The organism is Kitasatospora sp. NPDC018619 (genome assembly GCF_044391605.1).
GTDB lineage: Bacteria > Actinomycetota > Actinomycetes > Streptomycetales > Streptomycetaceae > Kitasatospora.
This window is the reverse complement of the sequence record NZ_JBISAI010000026.1, coordinates 82,765-101,262: the sequence shown is the minus strand read 5'-3', so window position 1 is coordinate 101,262 and position 18,498 is coordinate 82,765. Positions and strand designations below refer to the sequence as shown.

Below are 18,498 nucleotides of genomic sequence, written 5' to 3'. Positions count from 1 at the left end.
AGATCGAACCGCACGGCCCCATCGAGACCGAAGCAGCCCGCCGCCTCGCCGACGACCTCAACAACCAGTAGTCATCTGTTAACCCAACACTTTCTAAGCCCCGCCGTCCGTCGGGCCTTCGTGCTGCTCGGGGGCCTACAGTCCGTCAACAGACGGCGCACGCGCGGCTATTGCCATCTGGTCCAGACCAATCCTACGCTTCGGCCGGGGGCCGTTCGCCGGGCCGGCGGCCCCCGAACGGGCAGGCGTGCCCGGTCCTCCCCCACTCGCCCGGCACGACGGTCAAGGAGTCCCCACCCCATGTCCATCAAGCGAAGTGCCCTGTCCGTCGGCGTGATCGGCGCCGCGGTCGTCGCGGTGGCCGGTGCCACCGCCGGCACCGCCAGCGCCCACGGCACGATGACCAACCCCGTCAGCCGGGTCGCCGCCTGCTTCGCGGAGGGCCCCGAGCACCCGGTGTCCCAGGTCTGCAAGGACCTCGTCGCCGCGAGCGGCACCCAGCCGCTGTACGACTGGAACGAGGTCAACCTCGCCAACGCCGGCGGCAACCACCAGGCGCTGATCCCGGACGGCAAGCTCTGCTCGGCCAACCGCGACAAGTACGCGGCGCTGGACTGGCCGCGCACCGACTGGCCGGCCACCGCGGTGAAGGCGGGCTCCTTCACCTTCCAGTTCCGCACCACCGCCCCGCACGTCGGCACCCAGACCGTCTACATCACCAAGGCGGGCTACGACCCCACCAAGCCGCTGAAGTGGTCGGACCTCGACCCGACCCCGGTGGCCAAGGTGCAGGTCGACCGCAACGCCGTCAACGGCTCCTACTCCTACTCCGGCACCCTGCCGCAGCGCACCGGCCGCCAGGTCCTCTACACGGTGTGGCAGCGCAGCGACAGCCCGGAGGCCTTCTACGCCTGCTCCGACGTCGACTTCGGCTCCTCCGCCACCGCCGTGTCGGCACTCGCCGCCCAGGCCCCGGCCGCGCCCAGCGACGCCCAGATCGCGGCCGACGCCGCCAAGTCCACGGTGGCCCACCACGGCCACGGCGGGGACCCGGACTCCCCGGCCGGCCAGGTGGTCCCGACCGCCTCGGCGGCCGTGGGCGGCACCTCGGCCACCGGTCCGCTGCTGCTCGCGGGCGCCGCCGCGATCGGCGTCGGCTGGGCCGGCATGGTGCTCCGGCGCCGTCGCGTCGAGGCTGTTCGACGCGACGCCTGACGCCGGGCGCGGGACCGGGCCGGCCACACCCCCGTCCGGCCCGGATCCCGCGGCACACCCCGCGCCGCACCCGCGTGCGGGCGAACGGCGCCGGCCCGCCCGGAGGGTTCCCTCCGGGCGGGCCGGCGCCGTGTGAGGAGCGCGGGGCTCAGGTGGTGGTGCCGCCGGTGCCGCCGGAGCCCGGGCCGGAGCCCGTCCCGGGCAGCCCCGGGAGGCTCGGCAGCTTGCCCTTGTAGTCGGTGATGCCGCTGACGATGGTGTCCATCACCGCGACGTCCGGCGACTTGTCCGCGATGTCGAAGCCGAAGTGCACCGAGACCAGCGCCTTCCCGTCCGCGGACGGGAAGACCACGCTCTGCACGTAGCCGTTGTTGCCCTTGGGCGCGTCCACCTTCCAGCGGACCAGGTAGCCGTCCCGGCCGTTGACCTTCACCGCCTCGGACTTGAGCTCCTGGTGCCCGGTGACGTCGCCGTACGCCGCCTTGGCGGCCACCGCGATGTCGGCCTTGGCCGCCGCCTGGACGTCGGTGCCGCCGCCGTCGACCCGGCCGGTGTTCACCCCGCCCAGGGAGCAGTCGCCCTTGCCGTCCGCGCAGGTGTACGAGCCGATGGTGAGCATGGCGAAGCCGTCCGTGGTGGTGCCCGCCTCCCAGCCGTTCGGGGCCGGCAGGACGATCCGGTTGACCACGTCGACCGCCTGGTCGGCGCCCGGGCTGGTCCTGCCGCTGCCGCCGTTGCCCTTGCCGCTCCCCTTGCCGCCGCCGCCCCCGCCGTTGCCCGGATCGCCGAAGCCGGGGAACCCGCCCCCCGGGCCGTAGCCGCCGCTCTGCGGGGCCGGACGGGCGCTGCGCGGGGAGCGGTCCCCGTGGCCGTCCATTGCGAGGTAGGTGATCCCCGAGCCGACGCCCAGGCCGAGCAGGGCGGCGACGGTGGTCGCGACCGCCAGCTTGGAGGGCTTGCGCCGGGGCTTGCGGGGCGGGTCGGCGGGCGTGCCGTAGACGGCGCCGAAGGGCGGCGGCTCCGGGTAGCGGACGGTCGGGCCGCTCTCCAGCACCTCGCCCTCCAGCACCCTGGGCGGCTCGGCCGGCCCCGGGTCCGCGGCGGCCGTCGGCTCCGCCTCCGGGGCCCGCGGCGCCGGGGCGTCCGGGGGCGCGGGGCGGGTGTCGGCCGTCCAGCCCTTGCCGTCCCACCACCGCTGCGCCCGCGGGTCGCCGGTGGTGTCCTTGGGGTCCGGGTACCACCCGGCGGGAATCTGCTCACTCACGGTAGAGAATCTAAAGGCAGCCGGATAAACGCGAAATCAGCGCAACCGGGAATTCCGGCGGTTTTCGATGAGATTCCGGTGAGAACCCGGCCGCGGCGGCGCCGGAGGCGGTCCACGGCGGGGTGACGGGGCCTACAGCGGGGTGACGTACGCCCCGGAGATGCCGCCGTCCACCAGGAACTCGCTCGCCGTGATGAACGAGGAGTCGTCGCTGGCCAGGAAGGCCACCGCCGCGGCGATCTCCTCGGCCCGGGCGAACCGGCCGAGCGGGATGTGCACCAGCCGGCGGGCGGCCCGCTCCGGGTCCTCGGCGAACAGCTCGCGCAGCAGCGGGGTGTCCACCGGCCCCGGCGAGAGCGCGTTGACCCGGATCCCCTCCCGGGCGAACTGCACGCCCAGCTCGCGGGACATCGCCAGCACCCCGCCCTTGGAGGCGGTGTAGGAGATCTGCGAGGTCGCCGCGCCCATCCGGGCCACGAAGCTCGCGGTATTGATGATCGAGCCCCGCCCGTGCCGGCGCATGTACGGCAGCGCCGCCTTGCAGCACAGGTACACCGAGGTCAGGTTGACCTCCTGGACCTTCCGCCAGGCGTCCAGGCCGGTGGTCAGGATCGAGTCGTCCTCGGGCGGCGAGATGCCCGCGTTGTTGAACGCGACGTCCACGCTGCCGTAGGTCTCGTACGCCTCGTCGAACAGCGCCTCGACCATGTACGGGTCGGTGACGTCGGTGTGCACGAACAGCCCGCCGACCTCCTTGGCGGCGGCCCGCCCGGTCTCCTCGTCGAGGTCGGCGCAGACCACCCGGGCCCCCTCCGAGGCGAGCCGGCGGGCAGCGGCCAGGCCGATCCCGCTGCCCGCCCCGGTGACCACGGCGGTGCGGCCGACCAGCCGGCGGCAGACGGCGTCCTCCGGCGCGGCGTGCTTGTCGCTCATCGGGCTGTCACTCCTCGCTGTGGATGAAGACGTTCTTGGTCTCGGTGAAGTGGCGCAGCGCGTCCGGCCCCAGCTCCCGGCCCACGCCGGACTCGCCGTAGCCGCCGAAGGGCGTCCAGTAGCGCACCGAGGCGTGCGAGTTGACCGACAGGTTGCCCGCCCGGACGCCCCGGGCCAGGCGCAGCGCGCGGCCGGCGTCCCTGGTCCAGACCGAGCCGGACAGGCCGTAGCGGGTGGCGTTGGCCAGCCGCAGCGCGTCGGCCTCGTCGGTGAACGGCAGGACGGCGGCGACCGGGCCGAAGACCTCCTCGGTGACGACCGGGGCCTCCGGGTCCTCGGGGGCGACCACCGTCGGCGGGTACCAGTAGCCGGGCCCGTCCGGGACCTTGCCGCGGGCGAGCACCGGCAGCTCGGGGGTGAGGTACGAGGAGACCCGGCGGACCTGGGCGGCCGAGATCAGCGGGCCGAGCTGGGTCCGCGGGTCGGTCGGGTCGCCGGTGCGCAGGGTCGCGACGGCGGGCACCAGCAGGGCGAGGAAGTCCTCGTACACCTCGCGCTGGACCAGGATCCGGCTGCGGGCGCAGCAGTCCTGGCCGCTGTTGTCGGCGAAGGAGAGCGGGTCGGCGGCGCGGGCCAGGTCGGCGTCGGCGAAGACGATGTTGGGGCTCTTGCCGCCCAGCTCCAGGGTGACCCGCTTGGCGCCGGCGGCGCACCGGGCGGCGACCTCCTTGCCGACGAGGGTCGAGCCGGTGAAGACGATCTTGCGGACGGCCGGGTGGTCCACCAGGGCCCGGCCGGTGGTGGCGCCCGCGCCGGGGACGACCTGGAACAGGCCCTCGGGCAGGCCCGCTGCGAGGCCGAGCTCGGCCAGCCGCAGGGCGGTCAGCGGGGTGGCCTCCGCGGGCTTGAGCAGGACGGCGTTGCCGGCCGCCAGGGCCGGGGCGAAGCCCCAGGCGGCGATCGGCATCGGGAAGTTCCAGGGGGCGATCACCCCGACCACGCCGACCGGCTCGTGGAAGGTCACGTCCAGGCCACCGGACACCGGGATCTGCCAGCCGGTCAGCCGCTCCACTCCCCCGGCGGCGTACTCCAGCAGGTCCCGGACGTTGCCGGCCTCCCAGCGGGCGTTGGCCGTCGGGTGGCCGGCCTCCCGGACCTCCAGGGCGGCCAGCTCCGGGACGTGCACCTCGACCTGGTCGGCGAAGCGGCGCAGCAGCCGGGCCCGGTCCCCGGGGGAAAGCGCGGCCCAGTCGGCCTGGGCCCGCACGGCCCGCCGTACGGCCGCGTCCAGCTGCCCGGGGGCGGTGTCGGGCACGGTGGCGAGCACCTCGCCGGTGGCCGGGTTGCGGACGGTGCTGCTCCCGGCGGGTGCGGTCGGCTCGGTCATGCCTCACATCCGTTCGAAGGATCGGTAGCGCTCCCAGTCGGTGACCGCCCCGTCGTAGGCGGCCTGTTCGACCCGGGCCATGTTCAGGTAGTGCTCGACCACGTCGTCGCCGAAGGCCTCGCGGGCCAGGGCGCTGTCCGCCCACAGCTCGGCCGCCTCGCGCAGCGATCCGGGCACCCGGGCGTACTCCTCGACCGCGTAGGCGTTGCCGAGGCAGGGCGCGGGCAGCTCCAGCTTGCCGCGCAGCCCGTGCAGGCCGGCCGCGATCATCCCGGCCACCGCGAGGTACGGGTTGACGTCGCCGCCCGGCACCCGGTTCTCCATCCGCAGCCCGGGGCCGTGGCCGACCACCCGGTAGGCGCAGGTGCGGTTGTCCCGGCCCCAGGCGACGGCGGTCGGGGCGAAGGAGCCCGGGCGGTAGCGCTTGTAGGAGTTGATGTTCGGCGCGTACAGCAGGCTGAACTCGCGCAGCGCGACCAGCTGGCCGGCCAGGAAGTGCCGCATGGTGTCGGTCATCCGGCCGTCCCGGTCGGCGAAGGCGGGGGCGCCGACGGCGTCGCGCAGCGAGAGGTGGATGTGGCAGCTGTTGCCCTCGCGCTCGTCGTACTTGGCCATGAAGGTGAGCGCGCAGCCGAGTTGGGCGGCGATCTCCTTGGCGCCGGTCTTGTAGACGCTGTGCTGGTCGCAGGTGGTGAGGGCGTCGGCGTAGCGGAAGGCGATCTCGTGCTGGCCGAGGTTGCACTCGCCCTTGGCGGACTCCACCACCAGGCCGGCGCCGGCCATCTCGGTGCGGATCCGGGACAGCAGCGGCTCGACCCGGGCGGTGCCCAGCATCGAGTAGTCCACGTTGTAGAGGTTCGCCGGGGTCAGGCCGCGGTAGCCGCCCAGCCAGGCCTGCTCGTAGGTGTCGCGGAAGACCAGGAACTCCAGCTCGGTGCCGATGTCGGCGGCCAGGCCCTGCTCGGCGAGCCGGGCGATCTGGCGGCGCAGCAGCTGGCGCGGTGCGGCGTCCACCGGGTGGCCGCCGTGCCGGGCGAGGTCGGCGGTGACCTGGGCGGTGCCGGGCTGCCAGGGGGTCAGCCGCAGGGTGCCGAGGTCGGGGCGCATCGCGAAGTCGCCGTAGCCGGTGGCCCAGGAGGAGAAGGCGTAGCCGTCCACGGTGTTCAGGTCGACGTCGACGGCCAGCAGGTAGTCGCAGGCCTCGGCGCCGTGCTCGGCGACCTCGTCGAGGAAGAACCGGGCGGCGAAGCGCTTGCCCTGGAGGCGGCCCTGCATGTCGGTGAAGGCGAGGGCGACGGTGTGCACCTCGCCCGCGTCCACCAGGGCGCGCAGCCCGTCCAGGGTCAGCGGCGGCCGGGGTGGTGCGCCTGCGGCGGCCTGTTCGGACATTTCGGACATGGCCGAACCCTCCTCCTCGATCACTCTTCGAGATCAAGCGGTCACAGCGAACCGTACGGCCTGCGACTCGCGGGGCGGAAGAGGGCGGGTGGGTGTCGGACGCCCGTGGCGCACCGGGGGGCGCTGGTGCCGGGCCCGTGGCGCACCGGGAGGCGCTTGGGGCCCCGTGGCGCACCGGGAGGCGCTTGGGGCCCCGTGGCGCACCGGCGGGCCCTTGGCGCCTCGTGGCGCGCCGACGCGCGTGGCTGACGGTGGATCAGGCGCCGCGGAGGGAGAATGCGCGCCATGGACCGCAGGCCTTTGATCGGCGTCAGCACCTACCTGGTGGACGCGAGCTGGAGCGATTGGCGGGGCCGCCGGGTGGCCCTGCTGCCCGAGCGCTACACCGCGCAGGTCCGGGACTCCGGCGGGATCGCCGTCCTGCTGCCGCCGGACGCCCCGGAGCGCGCGCCGGAGGTGCTGGCCCGGCTGGACGCGCTGGTGATCGCGGGCGGCTCGGACCTCGACCCGGCCTACTACGGGGAGCCGGCCCACCCGGCCGCCGAGGTGGACTCGCCGGAGCGGGACGCCTGGGAAGTCGCGCTGCTGCGCGCGGCGCTGGCGACGGGGATGCCGCTGCTGGCGATCTGCCGGGGGATGCAGATCCTCAACGTGGTGTGCGGCGGGACGCTGGTGCAGCACCTGCCCGACGTCCTGCCGGTGGACGTGCACGGCGGCCGGCCCGGGCACTACGGCTCGCACCCGGTGCGCCCGGTGCCGGGGACGCTGCTGGGCGGGCTGCTGCCGGAGAGCGAGCTGGAGGTGCCGACCTTCCACCACCAGGCCGTCGGCCGGGTGGGCGCGGGCCTGCGGGTGAGCGCCCACGCGCCGGACGGGACGGTGGAGGCGGTGGAGGGCCCGGGGTTCGCCCTCGGGGTGCAGTGGCACCCGGAGCAGGCGGACGACCTGCGGCTGATGCGGGCCCTGGTCCGCGCGGCCACCGCGGCGGCGCTCGACCCGCTGGCCCTGGGATAGCTCAACTGGGCGCGGGGGAACGGCGTTTCGGCTGCTCGGCGGGGTGCGGCGTGCACCGGGCGCGGCCCGCCGAACGGCAACGACAACGGTCACCAGTACAGCCTTTGGATCTTTGTCGATTCTGCGGTTCACTTCGGTTGCGGGGCGGTCGCGGTGCGCCCCCTTTCCCACCCGTGCGCCCAGAGAGGAATTTCATGGCCGGGCACGAGCATTCGCACGATGATCATGCGCATGACCACGAGCACTCGCACGGGAGCGGGAGCGGTGGAAACGGCGGGCACGCGCACGGCTCCGGCGGCCACGCGCACGGCCACGGGGGGCACTCGCACGGCGTCGCCGCCGACGCGGACCGCCGCTGGCTGCTCAGCGCCCTCGCGCTGATCGTCGTCTTCATGGCGGGCGAGGTCGTGGTCGGCTTCGCCGCCAGGTCCCTGGCGCTGATCTCCGACGCGGCGCACATGCTGACCGACGCCGCCTCGATCGTGCTCGCGCTGATCGCCATGCGGCTCGCCGCCCGCCCCGCCCGCGGCGGCTACACGTACGGCCTCAAGCGCGCCGAGATCCTCTCCGCGCAGGCCAACGGGGTCACCCTGCTGGTGCTGTCGGCCTGGCTGGGCTACGAGGCGGTCACCCGGCTGTTCGAGCCGCCGCAGGTCACCGGCTCGCTGGTGCTGGTCACCGCGCTGGTCGGGATCGTCGTCAACCTCGCCGCCACCTGGTGCATGTCCAAGGCGAACCGCACCTCGCTGAACGTCGAGGGCGCCTTCCAGCACGTGCTGACCGACCTGTACGCGTTCATCGCCACCGCCGTCGCCGGCGCGATCGTGCTGACCACCGGCTTCGCCCGGGCCGACGCCATCGCCTCGCTGATCGTCGTCGCCCTGATGCTCAAGGCCGGCATCGCACTGGTCCGGGACTCCGGGCGGATCTTCCTGGAGGCCGCCCCGGCCGGGATCGACCCGGACGCGGTGGCCGACCGGATGGTCGCCGAGCCGCTCGTCGAGGAGATCCACGACCTGCACATCTGGGAGATCACCTCCGGCCAGCCCGCGCTGTCCGCGCACGTCCTGGTCACCCCCGGCGGTGACTGCCACGCGGTGCGGCGGGCCCTGCAGCGCCGGCTCGCGGACGAGTACCGCATCACCCACTCCACCCTCCAGGTCGACCACGTCGGCGAGGACGAGGCCGGGGCGCTGCTGCAGATCACCCCGCCGGGCGAGGCCGCCGCCGAGCACTGCGCCGACGCCCACGGCCCGGTCCACCGCGCCGGGCCGCACGACCACTGACCGGCCGCTGTCCCCGCGGTGCGGCATGATCTGACACGTGACCGCACCGCGACTGATGCTCCTCGACTCCGCCAGTCTGTACTTCCGGGCCTACTTCGGCGTACCGGACACCCTGCGCTCGCCGCAGGGTGAACCGGTCAACGCCGTCCGCGGCCTGCTGGACTTCATCGCCCGGCTGGTCCACGACCACCGGCCCGACCAGCTGGTGGCCTGCATGGACGCCGACTGGCGCCCGCAGTGGCGGGTCGACCTCGTCCCCTCCTACAAGACCCACCGGGTGGCGGAGGCCGCCGAGGACGGCGAGGAGGAGGTGCCCGACACGCTGGCCCCGCAGGTGCCGGTGATCGAGCAGGTGCTGGACGCCCTCGGCATCGCCCGGGTCGGCTCCCCCGGCTACGAGGCCGACGACGTGATCGGCACCCTCACCGCCCGCGCCGACGGGCCGGTGCAGATCGTCACCGGCGACCGCGACCTCTTCCAGCTGGTGGACGACGCCCGCGGGATCACCGTGCTCTACCCGGTCAAGGGCATGGGCAACCTCCAGGTCACCGACGACGCGCTCCTCCTGGAGAAGTACGGCGTGCGCGGCGCCCGGTACGCCGACATGGCCGCCCTGCGCGGGGACCCGTCGGACGGCCTGCCCGGCGTCAAGGGCATCGGCGAGAAGACCGCCGCCCAGCTGATCACCGAGTACGGCGACCTCGCGGCCATCCGCGCCGCCGCCCTCGACCCCGGCTCCCGGCTCACCCCGGCCCGCCGCCGCAACATCGTCGAGGGCGCCGCCTACCTCGACGTCGCCCCCAAGGTCGTCCGCGTCGCCGACGACGCCCCGCTGCCCGACTTCGACCCCGCGCTCCCCCGCGAGCCGCTCTACCCCATGACCCTGGAGGAGCTCTCCGCCCGCTGGGGCCTCGGCACCTCCCTCGACCGCCTCCTGGAGGCCCTCGCCACCCGCTGAGCCGCGCTCACGAGTCCCCGATCGGTGACGGACTCAGCGGGTCGGCTTCGGTGTGGTCCTCGACGCTCCTTCATCGTCCGTGGCAAGCGGCAGGACGTACTCTCCGGCCAAGCGCGCGAGGTGGAGCGGGAGCGGGCGGGCAAGGGGAGGATAGTCATCGTGGTAGCGGAGTTGGTGGGTCAAAGTGGCCCACTCCGCCGGGCGGTCCGCCGTGGCGTCGGCCCGTCCGGCGTCCGCCAGGGCTTGTGACGACAGGCAGCCGAGCACGGTCACTTCCAACATCGCGGGGTTCCAGGCGACCCTTCCGGGCGCGGTTCGGCACTCGGCGGTCGGCACCAGCTTCATCAGGTCCTTCGAAACGCCTGCCGCCGTGTGCGGCCTACTGGCTGTGCTGGCGAAGACCCGGTTGTCCGGAGCTTCCGACGCCCAGACCCCCTCCGAAAAGCCGACCTTCTCGAACGACTCGTGCGCGTACCAGTCAGCCACCTCACCCCGCCCGTTGGCATCCCGTACGAGTACGACACGCAGCCCGGGCCCGTAGACCGTGATCCGCTGGTCCGGTGCGTCTCCGAATCCCAGCATGTCGCGGGTCAGCGCACCGTTGCGCAACCGCGGCCAGCACTGGCGCAGGTTGCCGGCACTGGCCATCAGTAGCGTCGGCCGCTCGCGGAGCTGGAAGAGCACCTCACGGATCTGGCGCTCCGCCTCTGCAAGCCACTGCCGCTCGGTGCCCTGGCCGCTGTCTTCGCGGTTGGTCTGCCCGGGCTGCTCCGCGGCGTCATGAGAAGAGTTGGCGAGCGCCAGCAGCAACTCCGGGTACGGCACCCACGCGGCTCGTTCGGCGTCCCAGCCCTCGACGGCTCCGGCCTCGGCACCGGGCCTCATCCTCACGGCCACGATCCGGCGGGCCGGGCACCGTGTCGGCCCCTTCCTGGTGTAGCGGACCAACCAGAGGGCGGCGTACTGGAGGTCCCCCGGGATTCCGGCCCCTACGCGGTGCGCGGGTGGGCTGATCGCGCCCAGTTGGCGGAACGCGTCCAGCCAGGTCCACTTCGCCCGGTGTTCCAGACCGGCCCGGTCGTCGCCCGGCAGGTTGACGAACTGGACCAGGCGCCCTTGGCGGGCCCACGAGAGTCGCAGCGCATGTTTGGGGTCCGAGTCCGGTGCGGCAGCGAATCGGTCCTTCCCAGCGATTTCGGCGATCACGATGCCGACGTCGGCCGACGGTGGACCTGCCGAGCCGGCCACCAGGGCGCAGCGATCGGCGATCGCCTCGGCCAGCCGGACGGCGCGGCGACGCTTCCGGTTCCCGGCAATCCGCAAGGGCTGGGCCAGCCCTTCGGCAGGCCTGGCCCAGACCCTGATCTGGATGCCGTCGACTTGCCACTGTCGGCTACCGTCCGCGTCGACCCCACTTCCAGGGGGCAGCCCGACGACCTCCGGCAGCGCCGCAAGCAAGGCGTCCCGAGTCTGCGGCGTCTGCCACACGATCTCGACGTCCAACGGTCGGCCGTCGAGCGCGCGGGCGAGCGCTGTCCGACGCAGCATGGCCTTTCGCGCCTCCCGGGTGTCCGGCTCGGTCGCCTTGGCCGAGCGCGGCAGCAGCGAGGGGGTGTTGTGCCGGGTTACCCGGGCCAGGTCCCCCACCCGGCGAAGCACGGGCTGCAACCGCTCCTCTACCCACGCGTCCAACTCGGCTCGTTCTCGCGGCATGAGCCCGGGAGCGACCTCGTGCGGACCGAGCACCGGGTGGTAGACAATTCCGGCGGCCAATCCACGTTGCCCGAGAAGCCACTTCTCAGGCGACTCGAACAGCTCAGCAGGTTCCGGGTACTGCCGGACGATATCCAGCTCGGGCAGCAGCAGTGCGGGGCTGCGCCGGCGCCAGACGAGTTGCTTGGCTTGTCGGTCGAATCCCAACGTGTTCTCGGCGATCCGATAGCCGCGCCCCCGACCTCCGGACCACGGTAGCGGAGCGTCGAGCAGCACCGTGGCACCATTGAGCGCGCGGGGCACCACGTCGAGACAGGTGGCCCAGCGGCGCACGCCCGTGGCAACGTGCACGCGAAACCGTGGGGCGAACGGCACGGTCTGCACGGTGATGGTCAGGCAAGCCGAGTAGTACCAGGTCCGACCGCGTCGCTCGTACTGCTGCGGCGGCCAGGAGACCAGTTCGACGCCATTCCCGGAGCTCACGACGCGGAAGTGCAGGAGGGCGCCGCGGGTCCGGTACGGACTGCCGACGAGGCGGAAGGCGATGGCTTCCGGGAGCAAGTTGTAGAGCCGCTGCAGGGGCTCCGCAGTCCCCCCCGCCGAGATCACGGTCTCGGTGAGGTCCACGCACTCGGTCTCCCAGGACGGGAGCGACACGGCGGCGCCCCCGGTGTCGGCGAGCAGCTCGTCCTCCAGTTCCTCGTCGTCACCGTCGTCGGAGCCCACCAGCCCGGCTGCCCAGGTACCGAGCACCGGAGCCAGAACCTCCTGCGGCACGACCTCCCGGGCGTACAACCATGGCAGCTGACCGTCGACCCCAGCGTTTCGCCCGGTGGCGAGCACTCCGGGAACGGTCGCCCTCAGCAGAGAGTTGAGGCGGTACACGGGAAGCCGGGCCGGACCGTCCGCCCTGCCGACCTGCCGTCGGCGACGGACGAGCTCGGAGTGGAGGTCGTCCCCGAGTCGGAGCACCTGCAGGGGCACCTGCCACGCCCCATGCGCGGGGTCCGGTTCGTACGCCACGGCACGGATCGTTCGGTACATCGGGTTCCTTTCTCTTCTACTGATCGAAAGTTCGGATCGCCGGTCGTGCCGCGGGCGACGGACCGTCCAGGCAGCGGCCGAGCATGCTTCGCAGCGGCGCGTAGAGAGCGCGGACGATGAACTGCTCGTTCTCGGGTCGCGCGCCGTCCTCGAAGTAGGGGTTGAGGACATCGCGGATGCTGTACAGCAGGCTGGTCTCCCGGTTGTCGTTAGTCGGAGGGTTGCCCGCGCGACCAGGCGCGAAGGCGGCGTCGACGAAGACCACACGGGCCGGCACCCCTCCACGGACCAGTCGGCCGATCACCTGCCACATCAGCACCAGGATGTCCCAGGTGATCTGCTCCCGGTCGTCGCCAAGGCGGCTCCAAGCTGTCGAACGCCGCAGCAACCGGTACCAGCAAGACCTCGCACGACGGCGTACCTCCTCGGCACCTGCCTCGATCGTCGCGCCGGCAGCCACCCATCGTGTGAACTCCCCGTCCAGCTGCGCCCGCACGATCCAGTCGTTGACAGCATGGACAGCGAGGGACAGGTCATCAGGGTGCGGGTTGGGCCGGGCGAGGAAGTAGACGGTCCCGATCGCCGCCACCGCATCGTCGTTGAGGATGTTGTGCCCGCGTTCGACAGCCAGCAGCGGCGCGACCAGTACGTCTGCCCGCAGGTCCTTGAGGTGCTCGACATCCCCTCGGCGCAGGATTCTCGCCCGATGCGCGAACGGGGTCTCGTCGTCCTCGTCGATCTCCTGCTCGTCCGACACCAGGCACAGCACCCGGTCCCGCCAACGGCGGTTGAGGTTGTGCAGTGTGTCGGCGACCACTCGGGCGTCCTCGTAGCTGCCGACCAGCAGCAGGATCTGATCGCGCCCTGGTGGCAACGACATCAGCTCCTCCTCCAGCGGCCCACCGTTCTCCATCTCATCAGCCCCAGCACCGAGCCACCCGACCAGGCGCCGCAGTTTGCCCGGCCGATCCTCGGGGTCGGTTCCGGAGATCCGCATCCTCTCGTCGCCGTCCTCGATGAATTCGAAGCGCATCTCGCTCTCATGGGCGATCCGTTCCATCACCGCCGGATCCGGCTCGATGATCACGCCGACCGGCACCGTGACGTGGTACCGGCTGGACCGGCCCGCCCAGCTACTGCCGGACATCAGGAGCACGTGGGCGCCCGGTCGTCCGTCGACCGACGTCAGTCGGGGTAGCTCCCTCAGGAGTTCTCGGCCGACGCCGCTGCAGCGGAAGAAGAGCAGGTCCCCGCTGCGCACCCCCTCACCGTCCTCCCCCGGGACTCGGAACTGGAAGCCCAGCACGTTTCCCATCGGCGCTTCGGGCACCATCGGTCCATAGTCGAAGGGCCTTCGGTACATGTCGTTGAAACTCAGATTGAGTGCCGCCTGCACCCGGGGCCACATGGTGTTGATGACCGCTAGTCGCCGCTCAAGCGCGCTCAGGAGCAATGTGAACTCAAAGCGGTCGGCCAAATCCTCGAACCACTGCTCGGGGGTCCGTGGTGGCGGCGGCCCCTCGGCGGCCCTCTTCCGGTCACGGTTCCTGCGCTTGCGCTCCGCGGCCTCCTTCTGCCACGCCGCCAGGAGTTCCTCGTACTGTTCCTGCTGCCTGGCCTTGAATTCACCGTCGAGCTTGAAGCGTCCCTCCATCACCTTCAGGAGCAGCTCCCTGGTCTTCTCCGGATTCCCAGTGTTCAGAAGTTCGTTGAGCAAGGCCGTGAGATCGGCGAAGTCCTCCTCGGTGTGTCGAGCACGGTCGCCGAAGGGGTTGTCCCGGAATGCGTCGAAGAGGTCACCCAAGGCCTTTCGCGAGGACTGGTCGGACTGTTCCGCTCCCTCACCGTCGTCGAGCGGGTAACGCTCGTCGAGCAATCCGATCTGCAGGGTCCAGGCGCTGAAAAAGCCGAAGCGCACCCACTGACGCAGCCGGTACTGAGCGACGAGCATGGCGTGCAGCTTGTCCGTAGCGGTCACGGCGGTGTTGAGCGCGCCGCAGAAGACCGCCACGTCTCGGTCGGAGAGCTGGGTCCTCCCGCCGGCCGCGAGCTCACGGATCTTGTGCGCGTTGAGCCAGTCGATGAACCCCCGCTTTTCGTCCGCTGCGAGCAGCACGGCCGGGGCGAAGATCTGGTCCAGCTGCATCTGTACCCGGTCGGCCTCGTCGATGATCACCAGGTCGCTCCGTCGGCATGCGAGTTCGAGGTAGCGAATCCGCTCCCCGTTCTGCGGACGCGGTGGAGCGGAATCGATCAGGCTCGGCACCGTGGCCACCCAGATGAGCGCACCGACCAGCGTCCGGGACGCGTGATGCCTCGGGCAGACGGACCAGTAGGGGCAGGCGAGCGTCTGCTTCTGCCATTGCGACCTCAGTGAACGCCCGGATCCACGCCTGGACAGGGCCGGGGCACGCAACCGGGAGCACGGGGCCTCGCCGAAGGCCAAAGGCTCCCCGGCGGTTCCGCCGATCCGGGTGTTCAGGATGCACGACGTTCCCAGATAGACGAAAGCCGGGTCGTCGTGGGCCAGGAGGCGTTGCTCTCCCCGTCCTGCCCACCTGCGGTGCACGCCCTGCGCGTGACGCTCACGTCCGTTGGCCCCGAGCACGGGAGCCGCCGCGCCGTCGGTGTACAGGTTGTACAGCTCGACCAGCTTCAGGACTTCGGCAACGTCGGGGACCGCGACCGTAGTCCGCCTCCCGAGTCCGGCCAGGTGAACCGCGATCACGTCGCGCAGCGTGCTCTTGCCGGCTCCGACAATTCCGAGCAAGTGCTGAATGCCGTCCACTGTGAATTCTGCGGCCGCTCGGAACGTGCCCGCCTCCGCCGTGGACAGCTCGAAGCTCCGGAGCCGCCGTTCCCACCCTGGTGCCTTCCCGGATCCACGCCGCGCATGGATGGCGTCCATTTTCGCAGCAGTGCGCTTCAGGTCCTCCATCCGGAAGGTCAGGCACTCACCGCCACCGGCCGGGGAGAGGTCCACGTCGTGGGCGACCATCGGGCCCTTGCGCACCTCGGGCAGTTCGACCACGGCCATCGCTCGGCTGACCGGGAACCCGAAGTGCCCGGGTCCGGCGACCTTCTGCGGGGAGCCCGCCAGAGGTGGCGCCGCTCGCAGCAGACCGTCGAAGATCTGCCAGCGCTGCCTCCCGATCTCGACCTCACACCGCGCGGCCGACTGCTCGGAATTCCGTACCTCATAGCCTCGAAGTGCCGGGTCGATGCGCTGGTAGTACTCGAGGGCGTCCCGCCAAGTCCGGCTCCTGCCCAGGGCCCAGAGCGAGTAGCGGGCGACCCGCAGGGTTCGTTCCGCGTCCTCGGGCAGCCCGGCCACGTATGCCTTCGCGAATCCGTATCCGCTGAAGAGCACCCAGGCGTGGGCCGCCGGGGCGTCCGGCATCAGGCGCTGCTGGAGGTACAGGCCGAGCTCGATCTGGCAGAAGTACTCCGCGGCGGTCCCACGCATTCGCTCCCCGGCGAATTCCTGAAGTTCACTGACAAGTTCGCGCAGAGGTGAAGTCAGGCTACGCATGAACGCCCTTCCGGTCATCGGTGAGGTGCTCGTGGATCGTTCGTGCCAGGTCCTGCGGGCTGCCGAGCAGGACGCGGGACCTCAGCGCTTCGGGGAGTGCCGCCGCGAACGCCCTGCGGAAGTCGACGGATCCGGCTGACCATTCGGGGACGACCACGATGGCCGGCCCCGGCAAGTTCCCCGCCGACTCGACGCAACGACCGGCCAGGAGCACCGGTTGGACGCGGTCGTAGAAGTGAGCGGAGCACGACCTCAACCCCGGGCCGTGCAACAGGTACGAACCGAGTTCGCCCGGAACAGCCTCGTAGCCGATCCCGAAGGCCGTCAGGCTCGCCAGGCCCAGTCGCTCGACAGCGAACGGAAGTGCGAGGAAGACGCGCAAGGAGCGCCGTAGCAGCATCACCTGCTCCGGCTCACGAATCAGTTCCATCCGTTCACCCGCCGGACAGCGCTCGCCCTCGCACCACGTCTGCGGCCCCGCGATCGGTGCTCCGTGCTCCGGAGCCCGACGTCCGCCGATCAAGGCCGGCAGCCCACAGGTGCCACAGCGAAGGAACCTCCCCGAAACGACCAGGGATTCGGGCAGCGGCTGGTACAGGTCCCGCACACGTGTCCAGACCGCCTTGCTCCACCCCCGGCTGAACCGGTCCTGCTGATGGACCACGGCGTGCTGGGCCAGGAACTGTCGGCTCCGGGAGTACTGCTCGGCGTCCTTGCACCGCCCCACCAGCTCTTCCAGCAGGGACCGCGCCTCCTGCTCCACTCCTCCCCTCTGCTCATGAGAGGTGAGTTCCAGGCAGGTACGGGTGGGCATCACCCCCACCGGATGCACCAGGGTCGCATCGGCTTCGAGCAGACCTGCGGGCACTGCGAAGACCCGGTCCCCCGCCGGACGGCGGCGGCACCAATCCAACAGCCCGGGAACGCTGAACGGCGGCTCCTCGCCCAGCTCGAGACAGCGCAACACCATCTGATCGAGCGACCGCTGCGCGAGCGGCGGATACGGCAGCGCGAACGACCGGAGGTTCCCCAGGTCACTCGACATGACGACCATGGATGCGAGCTGCCGGTACACGGCGACGTCCTCAGTAGCCACGATGTCCTCAGTGCCCCTCATGCCACCTGCTGCGCAGCGGATTTCGAACACCAGCGCGCCATCTCGCAGCGCGTGCATGCGCCACCCGGACGCGCCGGGTAGTGGTCGTCCTGGAGCCACCCTTCGACCAGATCCCGCACGATGCGCTCGGCTACGACGCGAGTACCGGCGGCGAAGGGGTCGATCACTTCCAGGTCCGCTCCGCCCGGCCTCAGCACCTCCAGTTCGATCCTCGCCCGGTCCGGCGATCCGCCCAGGTCACCGCGGGCCAACAACAAGGTCGCGAGAGCCAGCTGCGGATACTGCTCCAGCAGCGGGCGAATCCGACCGCTTCGGTACCACGATGTCTTGGTCTCTCGCCACACCCAGGAGCCGGCGTCCCGGTAGAGCAGGTCAGGTGCCGCGATGACGATCACATCGGCCGTGGTGTCGTGACGAACCACTCGGGGTTCGGTCCGCACGTCGACGCCGTCCCGTACGAGCTTCAAGGGGCAGACCGCGGCATGACGGCGCAGCAATCGGGCGCCGAGCGCGCGCTCGTCCGCCGGAAGGTCGTATCCGGGTGGCACCCACGCCTCGGGGACGTCCACCGTGCACGGACGCGCCGGTCCGGCACCGTGGCACTGAGCCAGGTAGGCATGCAGCGCCCGCCCGCGTTCGGCGGCCGGATCGTGCTCGACGACGTCCGCGGCCGGCAGGTGGAGCCGACGCAGGTGGTCTCTAGCCGGACAGATCCGGTAGTTCCGACCGTTGGTGACCGACCAACTGCGCCGGGGCCGCCCGACCGATTCGACTCCCAGCAACCCTGGCGCGCCCTGCAGGGCCGGGCAGACTGCGAGGAACGGACACTCGACGCAGGCGGAACCCGGGCGATATTCTTGGCCGTCCAGCACGGACGCGAGTGCCTCTCGACCGCTGGCCCGGTACAAGGCCCGCGCTTCCTCCGCACTCCCGTCGAACAACGTGCGCGGCGGGCCGTCCAGCAACGGGAACTCCACGATCCGCACCCGCTCCGGCGCAGGCCCAGACCGGGCCTCCGCTAGGACCAACGCCGCCGCGGCCACAAAACTCACCGGCGGACCTTCCTTCCGCAATCTGTTGACCGGCAACCGGAGTTCGCGCGTCCTGCCGTCGGCGGACCGCAGACGCCGGCCCCACACCGTCAGCCGGTACTCCCGGGCCTGCCACGGATCACCCCCGTGCGGGCGGTAGCGGTAGATCCAGGGCTCCGTCACCTCGTGCAGGGAAAGCCCGCCGGAGCCCAGGGGAAAGGCCGCCCGGTACCTCGCCAACGCGTGCGCAGACCACTGACGCAGTCCGTCGTGCAGCGGCCGCTCCGGTTCGGCGTCCGGCCCTGCCGAGCTCTCGTGGCCTCCGCACCCGTCACGGGCGGCCATGAAGGGGCCGAACGCGAAGTGCTCCAACGATTCATTCATGCGTTCGACGCGTTGGATCGGCCGGTATCCGCGTGCCTTGAGCGCATCCGCTGCCGGACAGCGAAAGTCGCCGCCTTTGAACATTCCCACCGATACTGTGATGACGTCGGAAGCACGGCGGACACCGTCGGGCGGCAGCCACGGATCGATCATTCTTTTCCTTCCAAAACGGGAGTCGGCAATCGTTGCCGACTCGGTCGAAGCAAACGCGCGCGACCGGAC

12 protein-coding genes are annotated in these 18,498 nt (G+C 71.6%); 4 read left to right on the top strand and 8 right to left on the bottom strand.

The genetic code is table 11. The features are described from left to right. Positions 1–300 precede the first annotated feature (300 nt). Positions 301–1,215 (top strand): lytic polysaccharide monooxygenase, encoded by a 915-nt coding sequence (locus tag ACH5AR_RS30430; protein WP_396304744.1) that lies wholly within the window; start codon positions 301–303, stop codon positions 1,213–1,215. Between the two features lie 148 nt (positions 1,216–1,363). Here ACH5AR_RS30430 and ACH5AR_RS30425 read toward each other — a convergent pair whose 3' ends face one another. The 4 genes from ACH5AR_RS30425 to ACH5AR_RS30410 all read right to left on the bottom strand — a co-directional run bounded on the left by ACH5AR_RS30425 (position 1,364) and on the right by ACH5AR_RS30410 (position 6,188). After that, positions 1,364–2,479, bottom strand: a complete 1,116-nt coding sequence (locus ACH5AR_RS30425) for a DUF2510 domain-containing protein (protein ID WP_396304743.1) — start codon at positions 2,477–2,479, stop codon at positions 1,364–1,366. Between the two features lie 132 nt (positions 2,480–2,611). Beyond that, a complete protein-coding gene (locus ACH5AR_RS30420; RefSeq protein ID WP_396304742.1) occupies positions 2,612–3,412 on the bottom strand; it encodes a 3-oxoacyl-ACP reductase in 801 nt (266 codons plus the stop codon). 7 nt (positions 3,413–3,419) lie between these two features. Next, the gene (locus ACH5AR_RS30415) at positions 3,420–4,799 is read right to left on the bottom strand and encodes an aldehyde dehydrogenase family protein (RefSeq protein WP_396304741.1); all 1,380 of its coding nucleotides are present in this window, start codon (positions 4,797–4,799) and stop codon (positions 3,420–3,422) included. Between the two features lie 3 nt (positions 4,800–4,802). Beyond that, the gene (locus ACH5AR_RS30410) at positions 4,803–6,188 is read right to left on the bottom strand and encodes a glutamine synthetase family protein (protein WP_396304755.1); all 1,386 of its coding nucleotides are present in this window, start codon (positions 6,186–6,188) and stop codon (positions 4,803–4,805) included. Positions 6,189–6,482: 294 nt separating this feature from the next. On the opposite strand from ACH5AR_RS30410, the gene ACH5AR_RS30405 reads away from it, so the two are divergent. From ACH5AR_RS30405 to ACH5AR_RS30395, 3 genes are all read left to right on the top strand, one after another. Further along, positions 6,483–7,211, top strand: a complete 729-nt coding sequence (locus tag ACH5AR_RS30405; protein ID WP_396304740.1) for a gamma-glutamyl-gamma-aminobutyrate hydrolase family protein — start codon at positions 6,483–6,485, stop codon at positions 7,209–7,211. Positions 7,212–7,405: 194 nt separating this feature from the next. Further along, positions 7,406–8,497 (top strand): cation diffusion facilitator family transporter, encoded by a 1,092-nt coding sequence (locus tag ACH5AR_RS30400; protein WP_396304739.1) that lies wholly within the window; start codon positions 7,406–7,408, stop codon positions 8,495–8,497. A gap of 55 nt (positions 8,498–8,552) precedes the next feature. Then, positions 8,553–9,455: a 5'-3' exonuclease H3TH domain-containing protein gene (locus ACH5AR_RS30395; RefSeq protein ID WP_396304754.1), complete on the top strand. Its 903-nt coding sequence runs from the start codon at positions 8,553–8,555 to the stop codon at positions 9,453–9,455. A gap of 33 nt (positions 9,456–9,488) precedes the next feature. On the opposite strand, the gene ACH5AR_RS30390 is transcribed toward ACH5AR_RS30395, so the two are convergent. Genes ACH5AR_RS30390 through ACH5AR_RS30375 form a run of 4 tightly spaced genes read right to left on the bottom strand, consistent with a single transcriptional unit; the run spans position 9,489 to position 18,429 of the window. Next, positions 9,489–12,212: a pPIWI_RE module domain-containing protein gene (locus tag ACH5AR_RS30390; RefSeq protein WP_396304738.1), complete on the bottom strand. Its 2,724-nt coding sequence runs from the start codon at positions 12,210–12,212 to the stop codon at positions 9,489–9,491. A 16-nt stretch (positions 12,213–12,228) separates the two neighbouring features. Continuing rightward, on the bottom strand, positions 12,229–15,744 hold the full coding sequence (locus ACH5AR_RS30385) for a hypothetical protein (protein ID WP_396304737.1): 3,516 nt from the start codon (positions 15,742–15,744) through the stop codon (positions 12,229–12,231). Next, complete coding sequence (locus ACH5AR_RS30380; RefSeq protein WP_396304736.1) at positions 15,737–16,840, bottom strand: hypothetical protein; 1,104 nt, start codon at positions 16,838–16,840, stop codon at positions 15,737–15,739. Before ACH5AR_RS30380 ends, ACH5AR_RS30385 begins: the two co-directional genes overlap by 8 nt. Before the next feature lie 17 nt (positions 16,841–16,857). After that, positions 16,858–18,429, bottom strand: a complete 1,572-nt coding sequence (locus tag ACH5AR_RS30375) for a PD-(D/E)XK nuclease family protein (protein ID WP_396304735.1) — start codon at positions 18,427–18,429, stop codon at positions 16,858–16,860. Positions 18,430–18,498 lie beyond the last annotated feature (69 nt).

Coding starts and splice junctions, on each gene's coding strand:
- ACH5AR_RS30430 (WP_396304744.1), top strand. CDS start 301: ATGTCCATCAAGCGAAGTGCCCTGTCCGTCGGCGTGATCGGCGCCGCG.
- ACH5AR_RS30420 (WP_396304742.1), bottom strand. CDS start 3,412: ATGAGCGACAAGCACGCCGCGCCGGAGGACGCCGTCTGCCGCCGGCTG.
- ACH5AR_RS30415 (WP_396304741.1), bottom strand. CDS start 4,799: ATGACCGAGCCGACCGCACCCGCCGGGAGCAGCACCGTCCGCAACCCG.
- ACH5AR_RS30410 (WP_396304755.1), bottom strand. CDS start 6,188: ATGTCCGAACAGGCCGCCGCAGGCGCACCACCCCGGCCGCCGCTGACC.
- ACH5AR_RS30405 (WP_396304740.1), top strand. CDS start 6,483: ATGGACCGCAGGCCTTTGATCGGCGTCAGCACCTACCTGGTGGACGCG.
- ACH5AR_RS30400 (WP_396304739.1), top strand. CDS start 7,406: ATGGCCGGGCACGAGCATTCGCACGATGATCATGCGCATGACCACGAG.
- ACH5AR_RS30395 (WP_396304754.1), top strand. CDS start 8,553: ATGCTCCTCGACTCCGCCAGTCTGTACTTCCGGGCCTACTTCGGCGTA.
- ACH5AR_RS30390 (WP_396304738.1), bottom strand. CDS start 12,212: ATGTACCGAACGATCCGTGCCGTGGCGTACGAACCGGACCCCGCGCAT.
- ACH5AR_RS30385 (WP_396304737.1), bottom strand. CDS start 15,744: ATGCGTAGCCTGACTTCACCTCTGCGCGAACTTGTCAGTGAACTTCAG.
- ACH5AR_RS30375 (WP_396304735.1), bottom strand. CDS start 18,429: ATGATCGATCCGTGGCTGCCGCCCGACGGTGTCCGCCGTGCTTCCGAC.